This window comes from Erwinia sp. BNK-24-b (assembly GCF_047456155.1).
GTDB lineage: Bacteria > Pseudomonadota > Gammaproteobacteria > Enterobacterales > Enterobacteriaceae > Erwinia > Erwinia phyllosphaerae.
On the sequence record NZ_CP179901.1, the window covers coordinates 867,700 to 892,722 of the forward strand.

14 protein-coding genes, 2 tRNA genes and 3 rRNA genes are annotated in these 25,023 nt (G+C 54.3%); 7 read left to right on the forward strand and 12 right to left on the reverse strand.

The annotated features are described in order from the left end of the window. Window positions 1-307: 307 nt before the first annotated feature. From ACMGGR_RS04010 to rrf, 5 genes are all read left to right on the forward strand, one after another. Window positions 308-1,849: ribosomal RNA gene (locus ACMGGR_RS04010) — 16S ribosomal RNA — on the forward strand. 74 nt (window positions 1,850-1,923) lie between these two features. Then, window positions 1,924-2,000, forward strand: a tRNA-Ile gene (locus ACMGGR_RS04015). A gap of 197 nt (window positions 2,001-2,197) precedes the next feature. Then, window positions 2,198-2,273 (forward strand) — tRNA-Ala (locus ACMGGR_RS04020). Between the two features lie 198 nt (window positions 2,274-2,471). Next, window positions 2,472-5,374: ribosomal RNA gene (locus ACMGGR_RS04025) — 23S ribosomal RNA — on the forward strand. Between the two features lie 103 nt (window positions 5,375-5,477). Then, window positions 5,478-5,593: ribosomal RNA gene (gene rrf, locus ACMGGR_RS04030) — 5S ribosomal RNA — on the forward strand. The 16S, 23S and 5S rRNA genes sit together here with 2 tRNA genes alongside, the layout of an rRNA operon. Before the next feature lie 293 nt (window positions 5,594-5,886). Here the strand turns inward: rrf and ACMGGR_RS04035 are convergent. From ACMGGR_RS04035 to ACMGGR_RS04045, 3 genes are all read right to left on the reverse strand, one after another. Beyond that, the gene (locus ACMGGR_RS04035) at window positions 5,887-6,210 is read right to left on the reverse strand and encodes a YfiM family lipoprotein (RefSeq protein WP_246760604.1); all 324 of its coding nucleotides are present in this window, start codon (window positions 6,208-6,210) and stop codon (window positions 5,887-5,889) included. A 39-nt stretch (window positions 6,211-6,249) separates the two neighbouring features. Beyond that, a complete protein-coding gene (gene pssA, locus ACMGGR_RS04040; protein WP_246760788.1) occupies window positions 6,250-7,605 on the reverse strand; it encodes a CDP-diacylglycerol--serine O-phosphatidyltransferase in 1,356 nt (451 codons plus the stop codon). Between the two features lie 117 nt (window positions 7,606-7,722). Then, window positions 7,723-10,365 (reverse strand): bifunctional acetate--CoA ligase family protein/GNAT family N-acetyltransferase, encoded by a 2,643-nt coding sequence (locus tag ACMGGR_RS04045; protein WP_414148220.1) that lies wholly within the window; start codon window positions 10,363-10,365, stop codon window positions 7,723-7,725. 575 nt (window positions 10,366-10,940) lie between these two features. Here ACMGGR_RS04045 and ACMGGR_RS04050 point away from each other — a divergent pair. Next, window positions 10,941-13,214, forward strand: coding sequence for a hypothetical protein (locus tag ACMGGR_RS04050; RefSeq protein ID WP_414148221.1), 2,274 nt, complete (start codon window positions 10,941-10,943; stop codon window positions 13,212-13,214). A gap of 70 nt (window positions 13,215-13,284) precedes the next feature. Here the strand turns inward: ACMGGR_RS04050 and ACMGGR_RS04055 are convergent, their stop codons facing one another. After that, window positions 13,285-13,980, reverse strand: coding sequence for a tRNA-uridine aminocarboxypropyltransferase (locus ACMGGR_RS04055; RefSeq protein ID WP_246760789.1), 696 nt, complete (start codon window positions 13,978-13,980; stop codon window positions 13,285-13,287). Window positions 13,981-14,046: 66 nt separating this feature from the next. Next, on the reverse strand, window positions 14,047-14,466 hold the full coding sequence (gene trxC, locus ACMGGR_RS04060) for a thioredoxin TrxC (RefSeq protein ID WP_246760607.1): 420 nt from the start codon (window positions 14,464-14,466) through the stop codon (window positions 14,047-14,049). A 223-nt stretch (window positions 14,467-14,689) separates the two neighbouring features. Between trxC and ACMGGR_RS04065 the strand changes: the two genes are divergently transcribed. Continuing rightward, a complete protein-coding gene (locus ACMGGR_RS04065) occupies window positions 14,690-15,718 on the forward strand; it encodes a tRNA/rRNA methyltransferase (RefSeq protein WP_246760608.1) in 1,029 nt (342 codons plus the stop codon). A gap of 45 nt (window positions 15,719-15,763) precedes the next feature. Here the strand turns inward: ACMGGR_RS04065 and emrB are convergent, their stop codons facing one another. The 7 genes from emrB to proV all read right to left on the reverse strand — a co-directional run bounded on the left by emrB (window position 15,764) and on the right by proV (window position 24,712). Beyond that, window positions 15,764-17,299 carry a multidrug efflux MFS transporter permease subunit EmrB gene (gene emrB, locus ACMGGR_RS04070; RefSeq protein WP_246760609.1) on the reverse strand — a complete coding sequence of 512 codons (1,536 nt, stop codon included), beginning with the start codon at window positions 17,297-17,299 and terminating at the stop codon, window positions 15,764-15,766. Between the two features lie 7 nt (window positions 17,300-17,306). Next, window positions 17,307-18,473, reverse strand: a complete 1,167-nt coding sequence (gene emrA / locus ACMGGR_RS04075) for a multidrug efflux MFS transporter periplasmic adaptor subunit EmrA (RefSeq protein WP_246760610.1) — start codon at window positions 18,471-18,473, stop codon at window positions 17,307-17,309. A 146-nt stretch (window positions 18,474-18,619) separates the two neighbouring features. After that, window positions 18,620-19,150 carry a transcriptional repressor MprA gene (mprA, locus tag ACMGGR_RS04080; protein WP_246760611.1) on the reverse strand — a complete coding sequence of 177 codons (531 nt, stop codon included), beginning with the start codon at window positions 19,148-19,150 and terminating at the stop codon, window positions 18,620-18,622. Between the two features lie 455 nt (window positions 19,151-19,605). Then, window positions 19,606-20,790: an MFS transporter gene (locus tag ACMGGR_RS04085; protein WP_414148222.1), complete on the reverse strand. Its 1,185-nt coding sequence runs from the start codon at window positions 20,788-20,790 to the stop codon at window positions 19,606-19,608. Between the two features lie 289 nt (window positions 20,791-21,079). Next, window positions 21,080-22,066, reverse strand: a complete 987-nt coding sequence (gene proX / locus ACMGGR_RS04090) for a glycine betaine/L-proline ABC transporter substrate-binding protein ProX (protein ID WP_246760613.1) — start codon at window positions 22,064-22,066, stop codon at window positions 21,080-21,082. 61 nt (window positions 22,067-22,127) lie between these two features. Further along, window positions 22,128-23,519, reverse strand: coding sequence for a glycine betaine/L-proline ABC transporter permease ProW (gene proW, locus ACMGGR_RS04095; RefSeq protein WP_414148223.1), 1,392 nt, complete (start codon window positions 23,517-23,519; stop codon window positions 22,128-22,130). After that, window positions 23,516-24,712, reverse strand: coding sequence for a glycine betaine/L-proline ABC transporter ATP-binding protein ProV (proV, locus tag ACMGGR_RS04100; RefSeq protein ID WP_414148224.1), 1,197 nt, complete (start codon window positions 24,710-24,712; stop codon window positions 23,516-23,518). Before proV ends, proW begins: the two co-directional genes overlap by 4 nt. Window positions 24,713-25,023 lie beyond the last annotated feature (311 nt).

Genomic DNA, 25,023 nt, shown 5'->3' on the forward strand with positions numbered 1-25,023 from the left:
ACAACGGCTTACGAGTCGCCGGGTTGAGAGGTTCAGGAAGCTGAACCGCCGGAGAAAAACTTCTCAAAAAGAAGTTGACTCTGAAGGAGGAAAGCGTAAGATACGCCACCTCGCAGTAAGTCGCCACGGCGCTTACCGCAACGCTCTTTAACAATTTATCAGACAATCTGTGTGGGCACTCGCAGGATTGATATCAGCGTCTCCGGACGCAAAAAAATATCAAGTCTTAAGAGTGAACACATAATGAAAATTCATTATGACGTTTTACACTTGAGCATCGCTGCACTTGTTGCAGCAAATCAAACTTAAATTGAAGAGTTTGATCATGGCTCAGATTGAACGCTGGCGGCAGGCCTAACACATGCAAGTCGAACGGTAGCACAGAAGAGCTTGCTCTTCGGGTGACGAGTGGCGGACGGGTGAGTAATGTCTGGGGATCTGCCCGATAGAGGGGGATAACCACTGGAAACGGTGGCTAATACCGCATAACGTCGCAAGACCAAAGAGGGGGACCTTCGGGCCTCTCACTATCGGATGAACCCAGATGGGATTAGCTAGTAGGTGGGGTAACGGCTCACCTAGGCGACGATCCCTAGCTGGTCTGAGAGGATGACCAGCCACACTGGAACTGAGACACGGTCCAGACTCCTACGGGAGGCAGCAGTGGGGAATATTGCACAATGGGCGCAAGCCTGATGCAGCCATGCCGCGTGTATGAAGAAGGCCTTCGGGTTGTAAAGTACTTTCAGCGGGGAGGAAGGGATGGAGCTTAATACGCTCTGTCATTGACGTTACCCGCAGAAGAAGCACCGGCTAACTCCGTGCCAGCAGCCGCGGTAATACGGAGGGTGCAAGCGTTAATCGGAATTACTGGGCGTAAAGCGCACGCAGGCGGTCTGTCAAGTCGGATGTGAAATCCCCGGGCTCAACCCGGGAACTGCATTCGAAACTGACAGGCTAGAGTCTCGTAGAGGGGGGTAGAATTCCAGGTGTAGCGGTGAAATGCGTAGAGATCTGGAGGAATACCGGTGGCGAAGGCGGCCCCCTGGACGAAGACTGACGCTCAGGTGCGAAAGCGTGGGGAGCAAACAGGATTAGATACCCTGGTAGTCCACGCCGTAAACGATGTCGACTTGGAGGTTGTGCCCTTGAGGCGTGGCTTCCGGAGCTAACGCGTTAAGTCGACCGCCTGGGGAGTACGGCCGCAAGGTTAAAACTCAAATGAATTGACGGGGGCCCGCACAAGCGGTGGAGCATGTGGTTTAATTCGATGCAACGCGAAGAACCTTACCTGGCCTTGACATCCACGGAATTTGGCAGAGATGCCTTAGTGCCTTCGGGAACCGTGAGACAGGTGCTGCATGGCTGTCGTCAGCTCGTGTTGTGAAATGTTGGGTTAAGTCCCGCAACGAGCGCAACCCTTATCCTTTGTTGCCAGCGATTCGGTCGGGAACTCAAAGGAGACTGCCGGTGATAAACCGGAGGAAGGTGGGGATGACGTCAAGTCATCATGGCCCTTACGGCCAGGGCTACACACGTGCTACAATGGCGCATACAAAGAGAAGCGACCTCGCGAGAGCAAGCGGACCTCATAAAGTGCGTCGTAGTCCGGATCGGAGTCTGCAACTCGACTCCGTGAAGTCGGAATCGCTAGTAATCGTGGATCAGAATGCCACGGTGAATACGTTCCCGGGCCTTGTACACACCGCCCGTCACACCATGGGAGTGGGTTGCAAAAGAAGTAGGTAGCTTAACCTTCGGGAGGGCGCTTACCACTTTGTGATTCATGACTGGGGTGAAGTCGTAACAAGGTAACCGTAGGGGAACCTGCGGTTGGATCACCTCCTTACCTGAAGATACCGTCGTGCGTAGTGCTCACACAGATTGTCTGATAGAAAAGTAACGAGCAGAAAAAACCTCTACAGGCTTGTAGCTCAGGTGGTTAGAGCGCACCCCTGATAAGGGTGAGGTCGGTGGTTCAAGTCCACTCAGGCCTACCAAATTTCATCTCATACTGCGTTATGTTTCCGGCTTGCATAGTGAACTATGCGGCGCGAAAACATGCCTTGCCTGAGAAGAAATTGCATGTCTCACAAAGAGAAATGCAAACGGTCGGGAATGAATCAACGTGTTTTCCAAAAGGAAAAACAACGTGTCCCGGTTGAGTGGTAGTAGTTGGTCTCTGCAGTAACTGTATGGGGCTATAGCTCAGCTGGGAGAGCGCCTGCCTTGCACGCAGGAGGTCAGCGGTTCGATCCCGCTTAGCTCCACCATGCAGTTTACAACACTATCTCAAAACTGGCTTACGAGCCACGTTTGAGATATTTGCTCTTTAACAATCCGGAACAAGCTGAAAATTGAAACGACGCGTCGCGTTCATTCTCCGTAATAAGAATGAACAGAGCGATGCGGTCGAGTCTCTCAATGCCTGCAACAGCAATGTGTCCTTTCGGGACGCTTGTGGGTTGTGAGGTTAAGTGACTAAGCGTACACGGTGGATGCCCTGGCAGTCAGAGGCGATGAAGGGCGTGCTAATCTGCGATAAGCGTCGGTAAGGTGATATGAACCGTTACAACCGACGATACCCGAATGGGGAAACCCGGTGCACTTGTGCATCATTGCAGCATGAATACATAGTGCTGCAAGGCGAACCTGGGGAACTGAAACATCTAAGTACCCAGAGGAAAAGAAATCAACCGAGATTCCCCCAGTAGCGGCGAGCGAACGGGGAACAGCCCGGAACCATCATCAGTTTGTGTGTCAGTGGAAGCGTCTGGAAAGTCGCAGGGTACAGGGTGATACTCCCGTACACGAAGATACACTTACTGTGAGTTCGAAGAGTAGGGCGGGACACGTGATATCCTGTCTGAAGATGGGGGGACCATCCTCCAAGGCTAAATACTCCTGACTGACCGATAGTGAACCAGTACCGTGAGGGAAAGGCGAAAAGAACCCCGGCGAGGGGAGTGAAACAGAACCTGAAACCGTGTACGTACAAGCAGTGGGAGCACCCTTGTGGTGTGACTGCGTACCTTTTGTATAATGGGTCAGCGACTTATATTCTGTAGCAAGGTTAACCGTATAGGGGAGCCGCAGGGAAACCGAGTCTTAACTGGGCGTTAAGTTGCAGGGTATAGACCCGAAACCCGGTGATCTAGCCATGGGCAGGTTGAAGGTTGGGTAACACTAACTGGAGGACCGAACCGACTAATGTTGAAAAATTAGCGGATGACCTGTGGCTGGGGGTGAAAGGCCAATCAAACCGGGAGATAGCTGGTTCTCCCCGAAAGCTATTTAGGTAGCGCCTCGTGAATTCATCTCCGGGGGTAGAGCACTGTTTCGGCTAGGGGGCCATCCCGGCTTACCAACCCGATGCAAACTGCGAATACCGGAGAATGTTATCACGGGAGACACACGGCGGGTGCTAACGTCCGTCGTGAAGAGGGAAACAACCCAGACCGCCAGCTAAGGTCCCAAAGTCATGGTTAAGTGGGAAACGATGTGGGAAGGCACAGACAGCCAGGATGTTGGCTTAGAAGCAGCCATCATTTAAAGAAAGCGTAATAGCTCACTGGTCGAGTCGGCCTGCGCGGAAGATGTAACGGGGCTAAACCATGCACCGAAGCTGCGGCAGCGACGCTTATGCGTTGTTGGGTAGGGGAGCGTTCTGTAAGCCGTCGAAGGTGGCCTGTGAGGGCTGCTGGAGGTATCAGAAGTGCGAATGCTGACATAAGTAACGATAAAGCGGGTGAAAAGCCCGCTCGCCGGAAGACCAAGGGTTCCTGTCCAACGTTAATCGGGGCAGGGTGAGTCGACCCCTAAGGCGAGGCCGAAAGGCGTAGTCGATGGGAAACAGGTTAATATTCCTGTACTCGGTGTTACTGCGAAGGGGGGACGGAGAAGGCTATGTTGGCCGGGCGACGGTTGTCCCGGTTTAAGCGTGTAGGCTGAGCATCCAGGCAAATCCGGGTGCTTAAGGCTGAGGCGTGACGACGAGGCACTACGGTGCTGAAGTAACAGATGCCCTGCTTCCAGGAAAAGCCTCTAAGCTCCAGGTAACACAGAATCGTACCCCAAACCGACACAGGTGGTCAGGTAGAGAATACCAAGGCGCTTGAGAGAACTCGGGTGAAGGAACTAGGCAAAATGGTGCCGTAACTTCGGGAGAAGGCACGCTGGCGCGTAGGTGGAGGGACTTGCTCCCCGAGCCGAAGCCAGTCGAAGATACCAGCTGGCTGCAACTGTTTATTAAAAACACAGCACTGTGCAAACACGAAAGTGGACGTATACGGTGTGACGCCTGCCCGGTGCCGGAAGGTTAATTGATGGGGTTATCCGCAAGGAGAAGCTCTTGATCGAAGCCCCGGTAAACGGCGGCCGTAACTATAACGGTCCTAAGGTAGCGAAATTCCTTGTCGGGTAAGTTCCGACCTGCACGAATGGCGTAATGATGGCCAGGCTGTCTCCACCCGAGACTCAGTGAAATTGAACTCGCTGTGAAGATGCAGTGTACCCGCGGCAAGACGGAAAGACCCCGTGAACCTTTACTACAGCTTGACACTGAACATTGAGCCTTGATGTGTAGGATAGGTGGGAGGCTTTGAAGCGTGGACGCCAGTCTGCGTGGAGCCATCCTTGAAATACCACCCTTTAACGTTTGATGTTCTAACCTGGCGCCATAATCTGGCGTGGGGACAGTGTCTGGTGGGTAGTTTGACTGGGGCGGTCTCCTCCCAAAGAGTAACGGAGGAGCACGAAGGTCAGCTAATCACGGTCGGACATCGTGAGGTTAGTGCAATGGCATAAGCTGGCTTGACTGCGAGAGTGACGGCTCGAGCAGGTGCGAAAGCAGGTCATAGTGATCCGGTGGTTCTGTATGGAAGGGCCATCGCTCAACGGATAAAAGGTACTCCGGGGATAACAGGCTGATACCGCCCAAGAGTTCATATCGACGGCGGTGTTTGGCACCTCGATGTCGGCTCATCACATCCTGGGGCTGAAGTAGGTCCCAAGGGTACGGCTGTTCGCCGTTTAAAGTGGTACGCGAGCTGGGTTTAGAACGTCGTGAGACAGTTCGGTCCCTATCTGCCGTGGGCGCTGGAGAATTGAGAGGGGTTGCTCCTAGTACGAGAGGACCGGAGTGAACGCACCGCTGGTGTTCGGGTTGTCACGCCAGTGGCATTGCCCGGTAGCTAAGTGCGGAAAAGATAAGCGCTGAAAGCATCTAAGCGCGAAACTTGCCTCGAGATGAGTTCTCCCTGTGGCTTTACGCCACCTGAAGGGACGTTGAAGACGACGACGTTGATAGGCCGGATGTGTAAGCGCAGCGATGCGTTGAGCTAACCGGTACTAATGACCCGTGAGGCTTAACCTTACAACGCCAGAAGCGTTCTGGCAGTGTTGAGAGACACAGAATTTTCAGCTTTGTTCCCGGATAACTTTGCGCGGCCCGCGGGCGGCGTGAAGAACAGAATTTGCCTGGCGGCTTTAGCGCGGTGGTCCCACCTGACCCCATGCCGAACTCAGAAGTGAAACGCCGTAGCGCCGATGGTAGTGTGGGGTCTCCCCATGCGAGAGTAGGGAACTGCCAGGCATCAAATTGCATAACCCTGACCTGACGGTCAGGGTTTTTTGCATTTGCGCGCCGGAAACCCGGCGTCTGATGGCGGTACTTTGCATTTTTGTGTCAGTAAGCCTCTTCTCAGGGCAGTACTTTGCATTTGCGCGCCGGAAACCGCTTCTCAGGACAACACTTTACATTTGTGCGTCAGAAACCCGTTTCTCAGGGCAGCACTTTGCATTTCTGCGCAAAAAACCGATGTCGGTTTACAAGATTTGCCGACGCTATTCGGGAGAGCAAAGACACTGGCCACTAATAAAAGCGGCTCATCTGGCCGCATGCCAGAGCGTATAGCCAGTCGCTGCCCCCGCTATGTCCCAGCTAAAATCTTTCCAGCTCCAGCCCGAGCCGCCTTCACGACTATCATAAAGCTCTTTCGATGCGCCCAGGCTGACGGAAAACAGCAGGCCAAAACTGCCGCTGTGGCTTTCACGCCAGTTCTGACGTTCACCGTATTCGGCACCTGCAGCAGAAAGGAAAGCGGAGGAAAAAAAGTGTTCGGCCTTATCTTTGCCGGTCCAGCTGTCGTGCGCCAGGTGTGTACAGCCAGAACAGCACAGCAGAGGAAGGAGAAGAGAAAAAATGCGCATAAAAAAGCCCTGTCAGGTTAACAAGGCTTAGTATAGAAGTTACAGAATGCGGCTGATCAATCTGTCGATGCGAATACGCCGCAAACGACGGATTAGTTTTCTGACCTTAACCGGATAATCAGCAATACTTTCCAGATCGCGATAATGCTGCACGACGGTCGTATGCTCACGGATCAGACCCAGCTCTTTCTCTCGCTGAGCGGCCAGCTCCTGTAGAGGATCGTGAATAAGTACCGCATTTTCCAGATCCAGCCGCCATGCGCGAGGGTTCAGATTGTTGCCGGTAATCAACATCCACTCGTCATCCACCCACATTCCTTTAAGGTGATAGCTGTTCTCGTCATCTTTCCACAGCCGCACGGTAAGCTGCCCGCTGCTGACATAGTATTGCAGGCGACTCAGAAAACGACGCAGATTGATTTCATACAGGTAGGGAAGTGCGCCAATAATCTTAAATGGCTGATCCTGAGGAATATAGAAGTCGTTCGCTGTCTTATCGCCAACGATGATTTCGACTTCTTTTCCACGGCGCAGCAGCCAGATGATATTACGTACCAGGATGGCAGGCAGGTTGAAGTAAGGCGTACAGAGCGTTAACTTTTGCTCGGCACAGGGCATAAGATGGTAAATTGTCTTATTAAGCAGGCTGCGCTTACCTAAACCAACCAGCGGCGTAACCGCCAGCTGCTCGTTATTGGCATCACCCGTAAAGTCATAGTCGAAGCCGCGTAGCTCCTGGCGGAACTGGCGCGTTTCGTTTTTGATTTCCGGGCTTTTAGGGCGCTCGCGCTGGTCGAGACGGTGAACGGCTTCGGCCTGTATCAGGTTAACATCGATCCAGTTCAGCAACGTATCAGCCAACACGGGATTAGTAATCAGCTGATAACGATCGTAGCGGTATTTTTCATGCTGATGAAGATAGACATCGTTCAGGCTCGCACCGGTATAAAACAGCGTGTCATCAATGACCGACCCTTTAAGGTGCAGAACGCCCAGCGCCTCGCGCGTGTTGACCGGTACGCCGTAAACGGGGATAGCGATATCCGCGTTCTGCTCCGCCATTTCGCAATACCAGTCTGCATTAGTCGCGCTATGTGCAGCACCTATCCGGCCGCGCTGTGCGCGATGCCAGTCCACCAGTATTCTGATATCCAGCTCCGGGCGGAGACGTTTAGCCGCATAAAGGGCGGAAAGAATGGAACGCCCGCCATCATCGTTTTCCAGATAAAGGGCAACAATGCAGATACGCCGCGTCGCTGCCGCTATTTTTTCCAGCAGCGTTTGTCGAAAGTCCGCAGGCGAATACAGCGTGGTGAAATCAGCAACCGACTGAGACAGTTTTGGCAGTTGCGCAAGGTGCTGTTGGTGTTTGTTACGTTTGAATTTAGACAGCATCACAGTGCGTTTCTTCTCTGTTCATAGAATGGCCTTTTGCCATAAAATCATCACCATAACCGCTGATAGTATCAAAAGTTTGCCGCGCTGTGGGCAGTTTTACGTTTCCAGACATGATTAGCCTGTTTTCAGAGCCAGTGAAAGCGTGACGATGCCATCTTCAAGCTGAATATTAACGCTAAACCCGAGCTTACGCGCTAGCGCGATCATGCCCCGGTTGCCGGGCATGGTGATGCCGTTAAGCTGCTGCAGGCCGTGCTGGCGAGCGTAATCGATCATTTTTTCCAGTAACTCTCTTCCCAGTCCCTGTCCTTTAAGATCGGATCGCACCAGTACGGAAAACTCTGCATCTGCGTTATCCGCGTCTGAAATAGCACGCGTCACGCCAACAATCTCCTGCTGCTGTGGACGAACTGCCACAATGGCCATTTCTCGATCGTAGTCGATTTGCGTCATGTTAGCCAAATCGTCATGGGTAAACTCGTTGATCTCACTGAAGTAGCGGTAATAAAGATCTTCTTTCGTTACCCGGGCAATAAACTGCCGTAGCAGAGGCTCATCTTCAGGCAGAATCGGCCGGAACAGCAGCGACTCGCCGCTTTTTAACTTCACCGTCTCTTCCAGATGATGAGGGTAGGGGCGAATAGCCAGACGCGCTTCGGGATCGCCATGAAAAGCGGCGAGCTGCATGGTGACATCGAGCAGAGAAAAGGTTTCTCCCGCCGCCAGCAGCGGATGAATATCCAGCCGCACGATCTCCGGGCAGTCTACGATCAGATTGGAAACCTGTACCAGTACCTGGCTGAGTCCGGCGATATCCAGCCCCGAAAGCGAGCCGCGGCTGCGGATCTTACCGTTTTTAATTGCCTGAATAATAAGATAGCGGGCAAGCGCCATATTTAGCGGCGGCAAAGCCATGGCGGCCTGCTGCTCCGTCAGCCATTCCGTGCCGCCTTCACCCAGCATGATGACCGGCCCAAAAACAGGATCGTGCTCCACCACAATGCGCAGTTCTTGAGCGCCAGCGCGATTAGCCATACTTTGCACCAGCAAGCCGTCAATGCGCGCCTGCGGCAAGGTACGCTTTACCCGATCGATAATAGCTTCCGCTGCCTGCTGAACCTCACTGGCCGACCGTAAATAAAGCATTACGCCCTGAACATCAGACTTATGTGCGACATCGGGGGAACGCAGCTTCAACGCGACCGGATAGCCTGCCTGGCTGGCTATTTGCACCGCCTCGGCGCTATCGCTGGCTATCCATGTCGGCAGCGTGATTAAGCCGTAAGCCTGTAGAATACCGTGTACCTCATGCGTATCCAGTGTGGTAATGCCCTGCTCCAGCGCCTGACGAATAAGCTGATGGGCTTCTGCGGTATTAAGAGCCAGGTCAGCCGGTAGGGCGGGCGTCTCTCGCAGCTGCTTTTGATTGCGTCGATACGCTACCATGTGCATAAACGCCGTAGTAGCGCCTTCTGGCGTACGGTAGGTAGGGATACCCGCTTCGCTAAAATAGCGGCGAGCTTCAGGAGCTGAGAACTCGCCACACCAGTTAGTTAATAGCGCAATTTGTTTACCGCGTGGGTGATCAGCTACGGCGTCGATGACGCGCTGTGCCGTTAGCGTGGCAGGCGCAACGGCGCTTGGCGCATAAATCACTAACAGAGCATCAATATCATGGCTTGCCAGCAGAAGGGAGACCGCCTGATGATACCGTTCCACGGTAGCGTCATCTTTTAGATCCAGCGGATTACCAACACGGATCTCTTCCGGGAGCAGGCTTTGTAACGTTGCACGCAAATCTTCACTTAGCGTAGCCAGCTTGCCGCCACGCGCGTCGAGCGCATCCAGTGCCAGCGCGGCTGGTGCGGCGCCGTTGCTGATAATCATTAAACGCTCGCCACGCAGCGGCCGCATATAGCTCAATGTTTCTACGGCAGAAAAGAGCTCATGCGTATCCTGCACACGTAACAGGCCAGCCCGCTGGATAGCAGCATCCCATGCGCCGTCAAGGCCGCCTGTCCCCAATAGCTGACGGGCCTGGTGCGAACGACCGCTTTTAATCACCAGCACGGGTTTATTTCTGGCCGCGCTACGCGCCGCTGAAACAAAACGTCGGGCATCGCTTAACTGCTCCAGGCAAAGCAGAATGGCGCTGGTTTTACCGTCGCGCGCCAGAAAATCGAGCAGGTCATCCACATCAATATCCAGGCTATCGCCCAGCGCAATAAACCAGGAAAAACCCAGCTGCCGCTGCTGCGCCCAGTCCAGAATCGTATTGGAAACGGCGGCAGACTGGGAAATAAAAGCCAGCTTGCCTTTGCCAATGGGGACGGGAGAAAAGCTGGCATTCAGGCCTTGCCAGGGCGCAAGCAGTCCCAGGCTGTTGGGGCCAAGCAGACGGATCTGCCACTGGCTGGCGCAGGCTCTCAGCGCTTCACGCTGGCTGGCTGGCGAAGAGAGGATAATGCAGGCTTTACAGCCGCGCTTACCCAGCGCTTCCAGCAGCAGAAGATTGTGACGACTGTGAGTGCAAATTACCGCCAGGTCAGGCGCAAAGGGCAAGCTGGCGACGTCAGGCCAGGCCATCACGCCGCAAACCGCTTTATATTTCGGCGTCACGGGAAGCACGGAGCCGCTGAAGCCGCCGCCCAGCAGATTACGCATCATCAAATAACCTGCTCGTTCGGGCCGGGGTGAAGCACCGATCACCGCAATGGATTGAGGTCGTAACAGCGCTTCCAGTCCTTGTTGGCTCATAGCGGGCTCCGGTAGAGAAAAATTGAGTTTACCTCCATCCGCCTGGCAGCGCTGTAGCGAAATTGTGATCGACCGCATAAAGCGGCGGGCTGAGCTTTTCACCCGCTATAAAACCCTGTCTCTGGCCAGAGATAATTGTGGAGCAGTAATAATTCCCTGTAACTTAATTCACTACATTTGGCAGACTTTTTAAATGGCGCTTTACATCTAATTTTTAGCCTGGCCTGTTAATTATTGGAATTGTCTTTGGCTGAATGCCGGTTGATAATTATTCGTCAATGAAAATCAACGTTATTCTTGATAAGAATAACATCGATGATAATAAATACTTTCATAAAACAGGGCGCGCATCTGGCGGTAATAAAGGTAACAGAATGCAATTTATAAAAAGTAATAGCTTACAGCTTAAGCAACAACAAAAAGCGGCTGAATATTTTAATGGATATAAACCGGTAAAATTAAATAAAACCTTACTGTGCATGCTCCTGTCTCTGGCTATTGCGCCTGCGTCAGGCTATGCCCACGTAAATAAAAAAATAAAAGCCCAGGTAAATAATTTATCTCAGCAAAACGATATGGTTAAAGGCAAGAGTGCCGGTGGCGGACTGGTTACTCTACGCAGTGAGAGCATTGAAGAATACAGCACGATAAAAGAACGGTCTGCGGGTGATAGCCTTTGTCTTACCCTCAATGCAGACAATAAAAACGTAGCTTTTTCTACTTGCGAAAATACAACGCGTCAGCGCTGGAAAGTTTCCCCGCAAATGGTTGGTTATTTTAAAATTACCAGTCAGGCACTGGCTGGGGAAAGTACGGAATATTGCCTGGGGACGACCGGCACAACGCCAGCTATGATGGAATGCTCGGGCAGCGGTTATTCATCTTACCGGGCATGGCAGATTACGCCTCGCCAGATCGATAAGCAAACAGATTTCTTCTATACGCTAAAAAACAAATATCGTGAAGATCTGGGGAAAAAGGAAGTTCTGGGACATTCTGCAAATCGCCTGGCAATGGTAAGCGAGAGCCAGACCAGTGCGTTTTCATGGCAATTGTCACTCCCGGATATGATCCACACTCGTCCGGTAACGGGCGCGAAGAAAGTACTTGTCATACATACCCATTACAGCGATCGGGCTGCTAATCCGCTGGAAAGAATGAAGCTGGCCGTATTTGGTACCGGGCACGATACCAGTTCGCTGGCCAGTGCGGTACGTATCGCTTCTCACGGTAAACTAACGCTAACAGGCGATGTCGTCAGCGATATTAATCTTGGACCACGTCCGGCAACCTGTTCTGACAGCGTGGTCGCGCAGGCAAAAAAACTGGCAGAGAAAAAAGGCATCAATCTTAGCGGGTACGATTACTTTTTTGTCGATCTTCCTTCATCCCCTTGTTCATGGTCAGGACTGGCGTCCATGCCGGGTAACTGGATCATAGGCAATAACAGTGGCGAAAAGCACTGGATGTGGCAGCACGAGTTCGGGCATAGCCTGGGCGCGCCGCACGCTACCTCGCTGGAAAACTGTAGCGTAGATGATCATGGCGTGGTGCAGCTTGACGATAAATGCAAAAGCACTGCAGCCAGCGACCCTTCTGATTCTATGAACGGCGGCGGCCGTCGGCTCTATCCGGCCCCTTACGCTTTATATACCGGCTGGCTAACCGCAGAACAGTTTCCGGCAATTAAAAATGATGGCGACTACACGCTGGCACCGCTTTTTAATAATGATAATAATATTAAAGCGTTAAGGATTTTGCGCAGCAACGGCAGCTATCTGACGCTGGAATATCGTCAACCTTCCGAAGGTTTTGAGGACTGGGCGACAGACAGCCCGTTCGTTAACGGCGTGATTGTACGCATTGCCACATTTGGTAGCAAAGTTACTAATCAGCTGGTGGATACCACACCGGGCAGCGCTGGCGGAATGAGCGACGCACCGTTAATGCCGGGCAAATCAATCGATGATTTGCTTTCTGGTAAACGCATTACGCTGCTGAAGGTGGATACTCAGGGCGCGCACGTGCGGATCCAGAATATTGCCGATGCGGAAAATGAGGAAGACGTTGATCCGGTAGCCGTTGTGCCGCAGAACTTCACTGTTATTGCCCGTCAAAACGAAGCGACCATTCGCCTGTTGGACGGCAGTGCCAGTAAGGGTAAAGAGATGGTCTGGAAAAGCCTGACGGGTAACGGTGTTTTTGCCCTGCAGGAAGGTGAATCCGGCCCGGTTGTTCAGGAGAGCAAAGTAGCCATAGCCCGTGCTATTTTCCCGGCCGGAGAAACGGGAACGGCAAAGTATGAGCTGACGGCCACCGGCTCTCACGGAAAAACGGACAGCAAGACGGTTACCGTTACCGTGGTGCCAGCCGAAGCCACAATTACCGGTAAAAATAGCGTCGCGCATGGTCAGGTAGCCACCTTCAGCAGCGAAGGAAACTTTAAGCCGGATACCTGGCTATGGGTTCTTCGCCGCAATGGCGAAGCCGTAGAGCTTTCCCATCAGTCAACCTTTACTCTGGATACGCAGCACGTGGCTGCCGGTAGCTATCAGGTAGAGCTTGAAGCCTCCGCAAGCAACAGGCAGTACAGGGCGAACGCTATATTTTCTCTGGCTATCACAGAGGAGAAGCCGGATACGCCACCAGAGCCTGAAAAACCAGATGCACCGACTTATCCAGCCTACGTCGAAGGTACGCCTTATAAAGCAGGCGACACCGTGACCGCGTCAGGCGGCGTCTACAGCTGTAAACCTCATCCTTACACCGGCTGGTGTGCCGGAGCCGCATGGGCTTACGCGCCGGGAACGGGCTCGCACTGGAGCGAGGCTTGGGACAAGGTAGGTTAATGCCATAAATCAGAAACGGGGCGGCCCTCATCAGGCCGCCCCGTTTTTTTGACTGTCTGCGAATGGGCGATCAGAGAGACAAGGTTTTCTGCTGATGAACAGGATGGTGCGGCTTGCCGGCCAGATAGCGCTCGCGAAACAGATCGAAGTGTTGAAAAAGCGCGTTGCCTGCGGCGTTATCGCCCGCCTGTAACAACAGCTCTGCTGCAACCTCTGCCGTACAGTGCTGACCCTCGGCATGCGCCTCGCGGAGTTGGTAATTTGAAGGACGGCTAAGCGTCAGCGACATGACCGGCAGCGCGTCCAGCCAGGGACTTTTACGGAACATCTTCCGGGCTTCCGTCCAGGTGCCATCCAGCATAATAAACAGCGGTGGTTTGCCGCTTAACGGCGGCGTATTCAGCACCGGACGACCAGCGTCGGCGTAAGATTCTGGAAACACCACCAGCGGCTGGACGTCAGGATCGGTAACCGCCGCCAGCAGTCGCGGGTCGGGCTCGGTACGCGACCAGCCAAACGCCAGGGTATCCGGCAGAATATCGGCGATCAGGCGTCCCGTATTGCTGGGCTTCATGGGTTCGCTGTCAAACATCACCAGACAAAAACGGCTACGCGCCGCCACAGGCTGTAGCGTGGCACACAGACAGTTCTTTTTTGGTAATAAGCAGCGCTGGCAGCGGGGAATTCGGTTGCCGCGAGCGAGAAAAGGGCGGGTGGCGCGGGCAAGGCGCTCGGCACGCAGGCGAAGAACGGCGTTTTCAGTCATCATACTTTGTCTGGGGAAAACGCCATTCTGGCAGAAAAACGGGTAAAACAGTAGGGCCGAACGGCCTTAAAGATTTTCGTCCAGCCATTCGTTGAACGGGGCTTTTGGCATGGCGCCGCTGAGCATATCCACCATCTGGCCCTGTTTGAAGATCATAATGGTTGGAATACTACGAATACGAAAACGCGCGCTGATCTCAGGCTCCGCTTCGGTATTCACCTTCACAAACCGCATTTTACCCGTACGCTCGCCGGCAACGTCTTTAAATACTGGCGCAAAATTAACGCAGGGGCCGCACCAGGGCGCCCAGAAATCCACCACGACGGGCAGGTCGTCCTGCAAATATTTATCCAGCGTGGCGGTGGTGGCGTTAATGACTTCACCATTAAACAGCTCGCTGCCGCAGCGGCCGCATTTCGCATGGTCCGCAACTCGCTCCTGCGGCACGCGATTAGTTGCCTGGCATGAAGCACAAACCGTATTCATAGCTCTACCTCAGTTGGTGGTAAGTATTTACTTACCTTATTTCGGAAACGATAGCGATAATTATGGTCGTCCTGACGTTCGGCAACAAAGAGATTTGTTCAATGGGTATAATAGGTAAGGACTGACAGGCGGGCACGCAAACCAGGTTTTCTCGGAAGTTAATAGCTAAGCAGTGCCACATCAGGTAATCTGCGCGCTTCGCGCTCAGCCAGGTGGAGGGAAAATGAACGACGAATTTAAAGGTAAAAGCGGCAAAGTCAAAGTGATGTATGTCCGCGGCGAAGAAGAAGGCAGTAAGCGCGGGGAAAATCCCCGTACCGGGAAAGGCGGAGTACGCCCAAAAGGCGATCGTCGTCCTTCACGAGACGCAGAAAGTAAGCCGCGTGGCGGGCGCGATCGCGACGTAGCACCAGGCGATTCACCGTGGCGCACCATTTCACGTGCGCCTTCCGCGGTTGATGATAAACCGGATCACGGCGGCATCAGCGGCAAGAGCTATATCGATCCGGAGCAGATCCGTCGTCAGCGTATGGAAGAAACGCGCGTGTATGGCGAGAACGCCTGCCAGGCGCTGTTCCAGAGCCGTCCGGACTGCATCGTGCGCGCCTGGTTTGTCCAGGGCGTGACGCCGCGCTTCCGTGACGCGCTGAAGTGGATGGCTGCTAACCGCAAAGCCTACCATGTAGTAGACGAAGCGGAGCTGGCGAAAGCGTCCGGTACCGAGCACCATGGTGGCGTCTGCTTCCTGATCAAAAAACGTTCCGGCATGCCGGTACGTGAATGGCTGGCCAAAGCACCGGCAAAAGATTGCGTGCTGGCGCTGGAAGATATCGGCAACCCGCATAACCTGGGCGGCATTATGCGCAGCTGTGCGCATTTTGGTGCGAAAGGTTTGCTGGTGCAGGATGCCTCACTGCTGGAATCCGGTGCGGCGGTCCGTACGGCGGAAGGCGGAGCGGAACACGTGCAGGCTATCAGCGATGAAAGCTTTGCGGCGGGTCTGAATGCGTTTCGTCGTGCGGGCTATACCATCGTGACCACCTCCAGCCATCAGGGCCAGCTGCTCTCAAACGTTGAGCTGCCGGCAAAAATGGTACTGGTGTTGGGGCAGGAAAGCGAAGGTTTGTCAGACAGCACGCTGGAGCAGGGCGATCTTAGCGTCTCGATTGGCGGAACCGGTAATGTTGAGAGCCTCAACGTTTCCGTGGCCACCGGCATTCTGCTTGCAGAATGGTGGCGTCAGAACGCTTAAGCCATAAAAACGGGCCATCGCGGCCCGTTTTTTTTATGCGTAAAATCAGTGAGCGCCGCCCCCGCCGCCACCTGAACTAAACGGTGGACGAGCAAACCACACCAGCACCAGCAAAAACAAAAAGACGCCTGCCGAAGCCCAGAAAATCTCATTAGCGGAAATAATCAGCCCCTGATTGGTAACCTGCTGCGCAATCCATGATGACGCCTGATCGTGGCTCATTCCCAGCTGCTGTAGCTTGCCGTACATCTCCTGCGAATTATGATTGTAAGCATTCACTGACTCTGTCAGCTGGTTGTGATGCATGGCTTCCCGATCTGTCCACATCGTCGTGGTGATCGACGTACCAATTGAACCCGCCAGCGTTCGCGTAAAGTTCGACAGGCTGGATGCCGCCGCCAGTCTTTCCGGCGGCAGGCCGGACAACGTGATGGTTGTTAACGGCATAAAGAAGCAGGCCACGGCGAAGCCCTGAATAAACTGCGGCCAGGCCGATGCGCCAAAATCCATACCCGGCTCAAAGGTATAGGCTCGCCAGTAAAAGCAGATGGCATACATGATAAAGCTGAACGTCACCAGCTTGCGCATATCCAGCTTATGCGCGAAGCGTCCGATAATGGGCGAAAGGATAACAGGCAGCACGCCCACCGGCGCGGAAGCCAGCCCGGCCCAGGTCGCCGTATAGCCGTAGACCTCTTGCAGCAGCTGCGGCAACAGCACTATCGAGCCAAAATAGAGCATGTAGGCGAGACTGATGCACAGACAGCCAATGGTAAAGTTGCGCGACTTAAACAGCGACAGGTCAATAATCGGATGGTCGTCCGTCAGCTCCCAGACCAGCAGCACCGCCAGCGCGACCACGGCCACAATGGTCAGAGTGACGATCTCCGGCGAACTGAACCAGTCCAGCTCTTTACCCCGGTCCAGCATCATCTGCAGGCAGCCGATACCAACGATAAGCAGCACCAGCCCCACCGAATCGATAGGGCGGATCACCGTTGCCGTTTCCCGGTTGCGCAGCGTTTGCAGCGTCAGCATGACCACCGCAATACCGATAGGCACGTTGATAAAGAAAATCCAGCCCCAGTGGTAGTTATCGCTGATCCAGCCGCCCAGGATCGGGCCGCAAATCGGCGCGACAATCACCGTCATTGCCCAGAGCGACAGGGCGATACTGCGTTTTGCCGGCGGGTAATTGCTAAGCAGCAGGCTTTGCGACAGCGGAATCAACGGGCCGGCGACCACGCCCTGAATGATGCGGAAGAAAATCAGCATCCCCAGACTGTTGGACATTCCACACAGCCAGGAAGCCACGGCAAAGGCCGCCGTTGCCCAGAGAAACAATTTTACCTCGCCGACGCGCTTAGCCAGCCAGCCGGTGACGGGAATCGAAATCGCGTTTGCCACGCCAAACGACGTAATTACCCAGGTGCCCTGAGAGTTAGACGCGCCCAGGTTACCGGCAATAGTCGGAATGGCGACGTTAGCGATGGTGGAATCCAGCACCTGCATAAAGGTTGCCAGCGACAGCGCAATGGTCATCAGGACCAGCGGCGTCCCTTCAAGCGGTTTTTGTGCCATAACGGCCTCAGCCTGCGTTCGCGTGAATAATGTCGGCAATCAGCCGGTTAACCGGAGCCAGATCCAGCGCCAGCGCGCTGCTTTCATAGGCCGGTTTACTGCGAACGCTGGTGGCCAGCACGCTGCCGTCTTTATGGGTGGTATCGATGTTAACCAAGGTAGAGAGACCAATACGCAGCGGATGACGGGCAACCTCATCGGCATTCAGTTCGATACGTACCGGCAAGCGCTGCACGACTTTAATCCAGTTACCCGTGGCGTTTTGCGCAGGTAACAAGGAAAACGCGCTGCCTGTCCCCATATCCAGTCCGACAACCTTGCCGTGGTAGACCACGTCATCGCCATAGATATCGCTGGTTACGGTGGCGGGCTGACCAATGCGAACGTCGGCCAGCTGCGTTTCTTTAAAGTTGGCGTCCACCCAGAGATTTTTCTCTGGCACCACAGCCAGCAGCGGCGTGGTCGTGGCAATCTGTGAACCAACCTGAACGCTGCGCTGGGCGACAAAGCCGTCAACCGGACTGACAATTTCGGTACGCTGTAAGGCCAGCCAGGCATCGCGTACTTCGGCCGCGTTCTGCTTGACCGCAGGCTGGTTTTCCAGCGAGGTATTTAAAATAGCGGCCTGATTAGCATTATACTGCTGCACCGCAACGTCCAGCTGAGCCTGAGCGGTAGCAACGGCATCACGCGCATGCTGTAAATCTTCCCGACCAATCAGGTTAGCGGCACCTAACGGCTCGCGGCGCTTAAGGTCAGCCTGCGCCTGCGCCAGGGCCGTTTTTTGCAGTTCAATAGTCGCCTGATACTGCTTGCCGTTGATAATCAGCTGATGCGTCTGACGCACGCTGGTGGCCAGCGCGGTCTGCGCTTTTTCAAAAGCCTGTTCGGCGTCGGTCTTGTCCAGCGTGACCAGCACGTCGCCTTTGCGTACGCGATCGGTATTATCAAACCAGACTTTATTTACGCTGCCGGAAACCTGGGCCATTACCTGCACCTGATTGCCCGCCACATAGGCGTCGTCAGTTTCCTGAAAATGGCGTAGCACCATAAACCAGTAAACCAGCCAGGCGATGCCGATTACCGCGAACACCACGGCCAGAATGATCAACGCGCCTTTGCGTTTTTTCTTGTTATTGGTGGACTGCTGCGTTTGTTGTGCTTCTGCACTCATGGTTTTCTCCACGTGTTTTCTGCCTGGTCTGTGCCGTTGACGGATTTGAAAATGCCAGCGGATTAGCGCTGGCATAAATTAGGTTGCGGCTAAAATAGCGATTAGCGGCGGAAGTTGCGTCGCACAATATGCTATTAGCTGGGCGTTTAGCGAGAAAGGGCGGTAAGCGCTTCTTCCTCGTCCATTCTGTCAAGACGACCCAGCAGCTTGCGGGTAATACCTTCCAGCTGGCTCTTTTCAGCAGAGCTAAGGGCAGACCAGAGCAGCTGCAGCGACTGGTGCTGAGGCGGCAGCAGCTGGCGCAAAAACTCATTACCCTTTTCGGTAAGATGCAAATGCAGGCAGCGGCGATCGTTATCGCTTTCGCGACGCTCAATCCAGCCACGCTTTTCCAGCTCGTCGGCAATGCGGGTCGCATTAGTACGGGACGAACCCAGCGCCGCGCTGAGTTCGGAAGGCTGAATACTATGATTTTCCTGCGCATCCAGCGTAATCAGCGCCATAAACAGCGTCTCGTTAATCCCCTGCGCCTTGAGCATTTTATTGCGGTTTTCCAGCAGTTTGCTCTGCATATGCATACAGAGCCGCGTCAGCATGATTTCCTGTAAAGGAAAATCTTTCTGGCGGTTGGCGCGGAAATTCAGCATCTGTTCAATGGGGGTAAACGAACTTTCCATCTGGGGGAACCTCATAAGTTGCAACTGGTATTGTAACAATGGCGGTCAGAATAATCCTGCCGGTTAATGCCGGGCTTGCCATCCGTAATGTCCAGGTCATTCCTTAACCCAGGGCGCTATGCGGTATCAAAACGGGATACCGTTTCAGGTTTTTTACCTGTAAAGCCCAGCCGTTGAGGCAGGCAAAACGATCGGGCGCGGAGAGCATCAATTTATGCCAGCCATAACGCCGGGCGATCGCTGCAACCGGCAGCAGTGCCGCTCGCAATTTATTAACGAGCGCGCCTGATAGCGAAGCGCTCGTTTCGTAACAAGGCGTCTGATCCAGTTAGAAACTTAATAGTTTCATGAGAAAAAATAACCATTCTGAATAAGTACACTGCTAACCATACCAGACTGTGTAAACGCTTAACAGGCCAGCCGCGCTGAAAATGTTGCAATTTGTTGATGAATGGTTAAGGCACGTTAAGCTCGTAGCGCGATCCGCGCCACCAGTTCAACAGATTAAGCACGGTGATGAAAGCACCGACCGCGCAGACGCCGTGCCAGCCAGCGTGTTGATAAGCCGAAGCAGACAGCAGCGAACCGGCCGCGCCGCCAACAAAATAGCTGGTCATATAGCCTGCGGTCAGACGGTTACGGGCTTCCGGCATGGCGCGGTAAATCACGCTTTGGTTGGTAATATGCACGCCCTGAACCGCCAGATCTAACAGGATAATGCCGACGATCAGCGCCAGTAGCGAATGCGCGCCGGCAGCGGTAAAGGCCCACGAAACCAGCATGATCAGCAGGCCAACGGTAGTTGTCAGGCGTGCTTTGCCTTTGTCGGCCAGCGATCCCGCCTGGCGTGCTGCCAGCGCACCGGCCGCGCCGACCAGGCCCAACAGGCCAATCTGACCTTCCGAATAACCATAAGGCGGCGAAGCCAGCAGAAACGCCATTGAGGTCCACATGATGCTGAAGTTGGCGAAGGCCAGACAGCCGGTGATGGCACGGGTTCTGAGCATCGGCGTGGTGGAGTAGAGCGTAAAAATGGAACGTAGCAGCTGAGGATAGTTAAGCGGTACCGATTGCTTATAGCGGGGCAGATAGCGCCACAGCGCCAGCGCCATCAGCACCATCAATACGCTGGCGACCCAGAAAACGGTACGCCAGCCGCCCAGCTGCGCCAGCGCGCCAGCTACGGTACGGGCCAGCAAAATCCCCAGTAACAGGCCGCTCATGACCGTACCGACCACCTTGCCGCGTTTTTCCGGCGCGGCCAGCGTGGCGGCAAGCGGCACCAGAAGCTGCGCCACTACGGAAAACAGCCCGGTTAATGCCGTACCCAGCAGCATCATGGAGATATCCGTCGACAGTGCGGTAATCACCATACCGCCTGCGGCCAGCAGGCTCATCACGACAATCAGCGCTTTGCGCTCCAGCATATCGCCAAGCGGCACCAGCAGCAGTAATCCTGCGGCGTAACCCAACTGAGCGGTGGTAACGATAAAGCCTGCCTGGTTAATGGAGAGCTCAAAGGTACGTGCGATGGTTTCCAGTAATGGCTGCACATAGTAGTTACTGGCGACGGCAAGGCCCGTGGCGACAGACATCAGGGCGACAAGGGCGGAACTAAGACCGGGCTGAGGGGATTTCATGGTAATAATCAGAAATTTAAAAAGGATATCTGGATAGTAACCTGAAAAACTATTTTATTTACAGAATTATTTACAAAGCTAATCAGTTCAGAAAAATAGTGCGCTGGTGCAGCGGAGAGGAAACTTGCCTGCCAGAGGGAATCTGGCCAGACGATAAAAATGCAAAAAGCATTTTCCTTGATTGTGTAGCTCGCGCCATCCATGGCGCGGAGTACTTTACTTTTCTGGCCGTGCTTCCTGACGCTTCAGGCGATGAGGTTATCCATCAGCAAAACGAGGCAACCCGCATCTACTTAACCGCCAGCGCATCCTTGATCCAGCCGTCGAACTGCGCCTGGTGAGCTTTAATCCAGCCGTCAACGTGCGCGTTAATATCCGCCTCGCTGGACTGGCCCTGATGCATACGCGCGTTCTGCGCATTGATATCGGCCAGCGGCAGCTTCATCTCGGCAAACAGTTTAGCCGCCGCCGGATTTTTCTCGGCCCAGGCTTTATTGGCCACAATGTGCATGCTGTTGACCGGGAAGCCATAGTTAGCGCCGTTAGGCAGTTTCGTATCCATATCTTTCTGGGTGCCCGGCATTGCCGAGAACGGCACCTGTAACCAGACCACATCGCGACCCGGTACCAGCGTGTCGCTGACCCAGTAAGGTGTCCAGGTGTAATAAAGAATCGGTTTGCCTTCTTTAAAGCGGGTGATGGTGTCGGCAATCATCGCCGAGTAGTTCCCCTGGTTATGTACCACCGTATTGCTCAGGCCATAGGCTTTGATCTGATGGTTGATAACCGCTTCGCAGCCCCAGCCGGGCGTGCAGCCGGTGAGATCCGCTTTACCGTCGTTATTGCTGTCAAAAAGCTTCGCCAGTTTCGGATCTTTAAGCTGATCGAGGCGGGTAATGTGATATTTCTCAGCGGTTTTCTTATCGATCAGATAGCCCTGGGCCGCGCCCTGAACGTAGGTGCCCTGACGATAAAATTTCGCGTCGCCGCCCGCCGCTTTATACATATCGTCATGCAGCGGCTGCCAGTTAACGGCGGTAAAAGTCGCATCGCCGGACGCCAGTGAGGTATAGCCAACGTTGTAATCCACTTCGCTCGGCTGCTCCACGGTATAGCCCAGTTTTTCCAGCGCGCGGCTGACTAACAGCGTCTGGAAAGTTTCTTCTGTGATGGTGCTTTGAATGGGCTTAACGGTAATGCCTTTTCCCGGCAGATCGGCGGCAAAAGCCGGTAAGGCCAGCGTGGTGAAGGCGGCGGCTAACAGTGCTTTACGCATAGTCGTTCCTTATTTTTTTAAGAGGAAGCTGGCGACGACGATACGCCGCCAGAAAAGAGTGTTATTTGCTAAAAGGACGAGTGAGCAGGCCCAGCGGGCCACTGGCATACCAGCGACGCGAGCCACGGCTGCGGCTGTCGCGGCCAACGGACTGCGTCAGGCGGTCAAGGATGATGGCGAGGATCACAATGCCTACGCCGCCGACGGTCGCCAGCCCCATATCCAGGCGGCCAATGCCGCGCAGCACCATCTGGCCAAGACCACCAACGGCGATCATTGAGGCGATAACCACCATCGACAGGGCCAGCATCAGCGTCTGGTTAACGCCCGCCATAATGGTTGGCATTGCCAGCGGCAGCTGCACTTTAAACAACATCTGACGCGGGCTGGCACCGAAGGATTCGGCGGCCTCGGTTAAATCAGCGGGAACCTGCTTAATGCCCAGGATCGTCAGGCGCACAATGGGCGGCAGGGCAAAAATGATGGTGACCACTACGCCCGGCACGTTGCCAATGCCAAACAGCATCACGATAGGCACCAGATAGACAAAGGCGGGCGTTGTTTGCATCGCATCCAGCAACGGGCGAATAAATTTCGCCGCCTTATCGCTGCGCGCCAGCCAGATGCCCAGCGGTAATCCGATTATCATGCAGAACAGCAGGGCGGTCAGTACCAGCGCCAGCGTCACCATCGCCTGAGACCAGGCACCGATAGCGCCAATAGCCACCAGCGAAACCAGCGTGGCCAGACCCATGCCAAAGCTGGAAATCTGCCAGGCAATCAGAGCAAACAGCACGATGGCCACGGGTGCCGGCATGCCCAACAGAAAGTGCTGGAAGGCGCTAAGGATGTAGTCCACCGGCACGCGAATGCCCTGAAAAAGCGGACGAAAGTGCGTGACGATCCAGTCGATCCCACTGGTTACCCAGCTATCCAGCGGGATCAGCGTCTTGTGAAAAGGATCGAGCAGGCTAAAGTGTTCCGCTTGCGGGGCTGGCGCGCTGTTTAGCCAGTCGCCGCCGCTTGCTACAGCATCATGCGTGCTGGCCGCAGCGTCATGGCTACCGGCGGGCGTACCCCAGGCGTCCGCGCCGCTGGCACTGTCCGCAGCAGGAGCGCTGCTGGCATTGCTGGCGCTGTCCGTAGCAGGAGTGCTGGTGGCATTGCTGGCGCTGTCTGATGCAGCAGAAGCGCTGCTGGACCAGGGATCGCTGGCTGCTGCGGCATCGGACGGGCTGGTGGTTGCCTGCGCTGTATCCGTCACGCTGGCTGCTGCGGCATCGGGCGGGCTGGTGGTTGCCTGCGCTGTATCCGTCACGCTGGCGCTGCCGTGTACAGCATCCGTTGCTGGTGCACTGGTCGTGCTTTGCGCTGCCGTATCAGCCGCCGCGCTATTCTGTGCGGCAGGTTGAGCAGAAGCAGCCTGCCACGGGTCGGTAACTTGTGTACTCATGGCTGGCTCCCCTCGCGATCTAATGCCTGTAGTAACATGCCTTTGGAAATGATGCCGACATACTGATTATCTTCTCCGACGATGGGCACCGCACAGGGAGCCTGCGCCACATGCGACAGCAAATCGTTAAGCGAGGTGTCCGCCGGCATCGCGGCAGGCGAGGGCAGAATGGCATGGTCCAGACCTCCGCCAGCAGCCAGCGCGGCCTTTAGCGAATCCGTGGACACCACGCCAACAAATTTCTGCTTCTCCAGCACGTAACCATATTCGCGGTCTTCGTCCTGCAACAGCTTGATAGCCGAACGCGGGCCAAAGCCCGGCGCTTTACGCATCAGGGCACTGGCGCTGCGGCGGGCGATATCTTTGGCGCTGAAGACATGGCTGATATCTACGCCGCGAAAGAAAGTGCGCACGTAATCATTGGCGGGGTTATTCAGAATTTCATCGGGCGTGCCCACCTGAATCACTTCGCCGCCCTGCATAATGGCAATGCGGTCGCCAATACGCATCGCTTCATCCAGATCGTGAGAAATAAATACGATGGTGCGTTGATGACGGGACTGTAGTTTTACCAGCTCATCCTGCATCTCGGTGCGAATTAGCGGATCAAGTGCTGAGAATGCTTCATCCATCAATAATATATCCGGATTAATCGCCAGCGCGCGGGCTAATCCAACGCGCTGGCGCATACCGCCAGATAATTCGTCCGGATAGGCATGCGCGTAATTATCTAGGCCCACCTGACGCAGCGCCTCCAGCGCTTTTTCCTGTCGCTCCTGCAAGGGGACGCCAGCTAATTCCATGCCGAAGGCGGCATTATTTAGCACCGTAAGGTGAGGCATCAAAGCAAATGACTGGAATACCATGCTGATTTTATTTCGGCGAACCTGACGCAGTTCACTGTCAGATATTTTGGCGATATCGACACCGTCAATAATAACCTGGCCGCGCGTGGGTTCTATCAGACGATTGAGAAGGCGAACCATGGTGGACTTGCCGGAACCGGAAAGGCCCATGATCACAAATATCTCGCCTTCTTCAATGGCCAGACTGGCGTTCTTCACGCCAAGAGAAAGCCCTGTTTTCTCAAGCAAAGCCTCTTTGCTGATTCCCTTTTCGATATGCTTGAAAGCGCGATCGGGATTTTCCCCAAATACTTTATATAAATTCTTTACTTCGAGTTTAATAGCCATGCACTTATTTTATTCCTGATTATCAGTTAATTTTCTTATATATCAGAACGTCCTGGTTAAATATTAGCGGCCTATACCCTAACACACTCTCAGCCTGAGGCAACCCTTTGCGCGGCGCGGGCGCTTTGTCAGTGAGACCTGAATCTCTGTAAATGCCAGAGGGGGTAAGGGATGAGCGGGAATTTCTTTGCGGGAAAAAATAGTGATATTTCTTGCAGAAAAGAGATCCGGACCGGGAAATTATTCGTGGAAAAGGAAGGTAAAGCGCTAAATAAAAAAGGCGTAAACAGGGAAACAGGGCGGAATAACTT